This window comes from Enterobacter sp. SECR19-1250 (assembly GCF_013391025.1).
In the GTDB taxonomy this organism is placed as follows: Bacteria; Pseudomonadota; Gammaproteobacteria; order Enterobacterales; family Enterobacteriaceae; genus Enterobacter; species Enterobacter cloacae.
Genome location: NZ_JACASJ010000206.1, coordinates 1 through 3440, shown reverse-complemented (window position 1 = coordinate 3440; position 3440 = coordinate 1). Strand labels below are relative to the sequence as shown.

Here is a 3440-nt window from a genome sequence, read left to right as displayed (position 1 = left end):
CCGGCCTGCAGGAAACGCCTCAGCGATTTACAGCCGGACCAGGACGTCGCTGTAAGTCATTCATTTTCCTGAAACAGCATTCGTCGCTTTCGGTAAAAAATTACTGGGGATCTCTCTGCTCACGGGGAGTGGGAACAAACATTAAAAACAGCAACGTGCGTTGCTGTTTTACTTTTATTCCGGCCATAACCACGCTGCGCCGCGCACGCCGCTGGAGTCTCCGTGGACGGCTTTGCGGATTGGGGTTTCGCATTCCCCTCCGAAGACCCACTGTTTGACGAGAGCAGGCACCGTCGCGTACAGCCGGTCGACGTTGCTCATCCCACCGCCCAGCACAATCACATCAGGATCGAGAATGTTCACCACATGCGCCAGCGATTTCGCCAGGCGCATTTCGTAGCGGCTCAACGCCAGTTCCGCCACGGGATCCTGCTCCTCAACCAGACGCATGATCTCGTTACCCTTAAGCGGCTGACCGCTCAGGCGGTGGTAATCGGTGGCAAAACCGGTGCCGGAGATAAACGTCTCAATACAACCCTGTTTTCCACAGTAGCACGGCACTTCAGTACGGTATTTAAGTTCGTCTTCATCCATCCATGGCAATGGGTTATGTCCCCACTCGCCCGCCGTACCGTTACCGCCAATATGCGCACGCCCGCCGAACGCCACACCGGCCCCGCAGCCGGTACCGATGATGACAGCAAAAACGGTCTGGGCACCCGCCGCCGCACCGTCAATCGCCTCTGAGACCGCCAGACAGTTTGCATCATTTGCCAGACGCACCTCACGCTGCAGACGCGCGCTCAAATCTTTATCAAAAGGCTGGCCATTGAGCCAGGTGGAGTTGGCGTTTTTCACCACCCCGGTATAAGGCGAAATGGACCCGGGAATGCCCATCCCGACGGAGCCGGTCTGTCCTGTTGCCTGCTCTGCCATCTCAACCAGCCGGGCAATCGTCTCGATAGTCTGGTGATAATCGTCGCGCGGCGTGGGCAGGCGGTGACGGAAAAGCTGCTCCCCCTGCTCGCTCAGTGCGATAACTTCAGTTTTGGTGCCGCCCAAATCAATCCCAATACGCACAAGACTCTCCTCATTATTTTGATTATCAACAGAGTAGAAGCACGCTTCCCGATTAGCAATGCAAGCGATGCGACAATTCGTTATCATGCCCGCTGATTTAACGACAAGGCCGTGGAAATTATCATGCTGTGGTTCAAAAATTTGATGGTTTACCGTCTCAGCCGCGACGTTTCGCTGCGTGCAGAAGAGATGGAAAAACAGTTAGCCGCTTATACCTTTTCCCCTTGCGGAAGCCAGGATATGGCAAAAACCGGTTGGGTTCCGCCAATGGGTTCACAAAGCGATGCCCTGACCCACGCCAGCAGCTCGGGTCAAATCATCGTTTGCGCCCGTAAAGAAGAGAAAATCCTGCCCACGCCGGTGGTGAAGCAGGCGCTGGAAGCGAAAATTTTTAAGCTTGAAGCCGAACAGGGCCGCAAGCTGAAAAAGACCGAAAAAGATTCCCTGAAAGACGAAGTGTTGCACTCCCTGCTGCCGCGCGCGTTTAGCCGCTTCAGCCAGACCATGATGTGGATTGATACCGTCAACGGGCTGATCATGGTGGACTGCGCCAGCGCCAAAAAAGCGGAAGATACGCTGGCCCTGCTGCGTAAGAGCATCGGCTCTTTGCCGGTGGTTCCACTGGCGCTGGAAACGCCAATCGAGTTAACCCTGACCGAATGGGTTCGCAGCGGCACGGCGGCGCAAGGGTTCCAGATCCTCGATGAAGCCGAACTGAAAGCCCTGCTTGAGGATGGCGGTGTCATTCGTGCGAAAAAGCAGGATCTGGTGAGCGATGAGATCGCCGTCCACATTGAAGCAGGCAAAGTGGTCACTAAACTGGCGCTCGACTGGCAGCAGCGTATTCAGTTTGTGATGTGTGACGATGGCTCTGTTAAGCGCCTGAAGTTCTGCGATGAACTGCGCGATCAGAACGAAGATATCGATCGTGAAGATTACGCCCAGCGCTTTGATGCGGACTTTATCCTGATGACCGGCGAGCTGGCCGCGTTGATTCAAAATCTGGTAGAAGGCCTCGGCGGCGAAGCGCAGAGATAATTTCGTCTCAACCTGACCCTCTCCCCAACGGGGAGAGGGAAGAAGATTATTTCAGATAGCGGCACAGATAAGAGGTCGGTTCAGCAACCTGCAGATGGAACTCACTGTGGCCAGGGACGTTGAAAACTTCGCCGGCAGAGTAAACTTTCCATTCCGTTTCACCCGGCAGTAAGACGTTAAGCGCACCACTTACCACCGTCATCTCTTCAGCTTCGGCCGTACCAAAGGTGTACTCCCCTTCAGCCATCACGCCGACACTGGCGCGGCCAGTGCTGCTGCTGGTAAAACCAATGGATTTCACTTTACCGGAAAAGTATTCGTTACTTTGAAGCATGAACTGGCCCTTATATTTTTAGATAAAAATTCACTATAGGGGCCATGCTCATGACCTGTCACGCAAAATCATCAGGTAAGGAGTTCTGAGGCCAGACGCGCCATCAGAACGTTCGACAACAGTACCGGCACATCCAGCGCTTTTTGCAGTAGATCGCGGTGATGCTGGTGGAACCCCAGGCAGTCGAGGATCAACACATCGGCCCCGCGCTCCAGTAGCTCCTTCCCGGCCGCAATGAGTTTGGCCTCACTGTTCCAGAAGGGATTGGCCAGCGCATACAGGGGCGTTTTTTCAAGCACGTGCCATTTTGCTTCCTGGTTGTCCATGAGTTCTTCAATGGGCACAATCACCCCCACCTGGTGTCCGTCCACAATGGATGCCACCAGCGGCGGAATGATTCGCATCGGCTCGAGTAAAATCGCATTACGCGCCATGAGTCCCTTAATGGGAGCAGTACTCATTAGCAAAATAACGTCATACTCTTGATTATCGAGCACTTCTATTACTGCCTGCAGCGAGCGCTCAATTTTCTGTCGTGAAACATGCGCCAGTTTACCGTCGCTTAATAACGTCGCCAGGGGATCCTCCCCCGCCTCTACAGCGTAGTCCTCCATGACCTCTTCCCGGCTCATCTTCCCCAGCAGGCTGAGATGCGTGATCTGTTGTTCAGATACATGCTCGGTTAAGAGCGGTAACACTTCGCTTACAGGGACCACACCAATAGTGATGATCGCCAACGTTGCCTTCATCGTCTTCGCCTTCCATTACTACAAAAACTTATTACACAGGTACAGGCTCACTACACTGCACAGTTCGTTTTTTCAACAAAACAGCACCAAGCGTAGCAGGTGATCTCCATCCCGAAATGTAAAGATCACCTGCCGGTAACGGAGCTACCTGTAATAACTAAATATTAACTCCTGCTTAACATTAGCGGGACTTTGTTGAATAAATCGAACTTTTGCTGAGTTGAAGGATCAGATCACGC

4 protein-coding genes are annotated in these 3440 nt (G+C 53.5%); 1 reads left to right on the top strand and 3 read right to left on the bottom strand.

All coding sequences use genetic code 11. The annotated features are described in order from the left end of the window. Window positions 1-174 precede the first annotated feature (174 nt). On the bottom strand, window positions 175-1080 hold the full coding sequence (mak, locus tag HX884_RS25750) for a fructokinase (RefSeq protein ID WP_032618450.1): 906 nt from the start codon (window positions 1078-1080) through the stop codon (window positions 175-177). A 123-nt stretch (window positions 1081-1203) separates the two neighbouring features. Between mak and rdgC the strand changes: the two genes are divergently transcribed. Further along, on the top strand, window positions 1204-2118 hold the full coding sequence (gene rdgC, locus HX884_RS25745) for a recombination-associated protein RdgC (protein WP_178328993.1): 915 nt from the start codon (window positions 1204-1206) through the stop codon (window positions 2116-2118). Window positions 2119-2164: 46 nt separating this feature from the next. Here the strand turns inward: rdgC and ppnP are convergent, their stop codons facing one another. Both ppnP and HX884_RS25735 read right to left on the bottom strand, forming a co-directional pair. Beyond that, a complete protein-coding gene (gene ppnP, locus HX884_RS25740; RefSeq protein ID WP_013095819.1) occupies window positions 2165-2452 on the bottom strand; it encodes a pyrimidine/purine nucleoside phosphorylase in 288 nt (95 codons plus the stop codon). Between the two features lie 71 nt (window positions 2453-2523). Next, window positions 2524-3201 carry an AroM family protein gene (locus HX884_RS25735; protein ID WP_178328992.1) on the bottom strand — a complete coding sequence of 226 codons (678 nt, stop codon included), beginning with the start codon at window positions 3199-3201 and terminating at the stop codon, window positions 2524-2526. Window positions 3202-3440 lie beyond the last annotated feature (239 nt).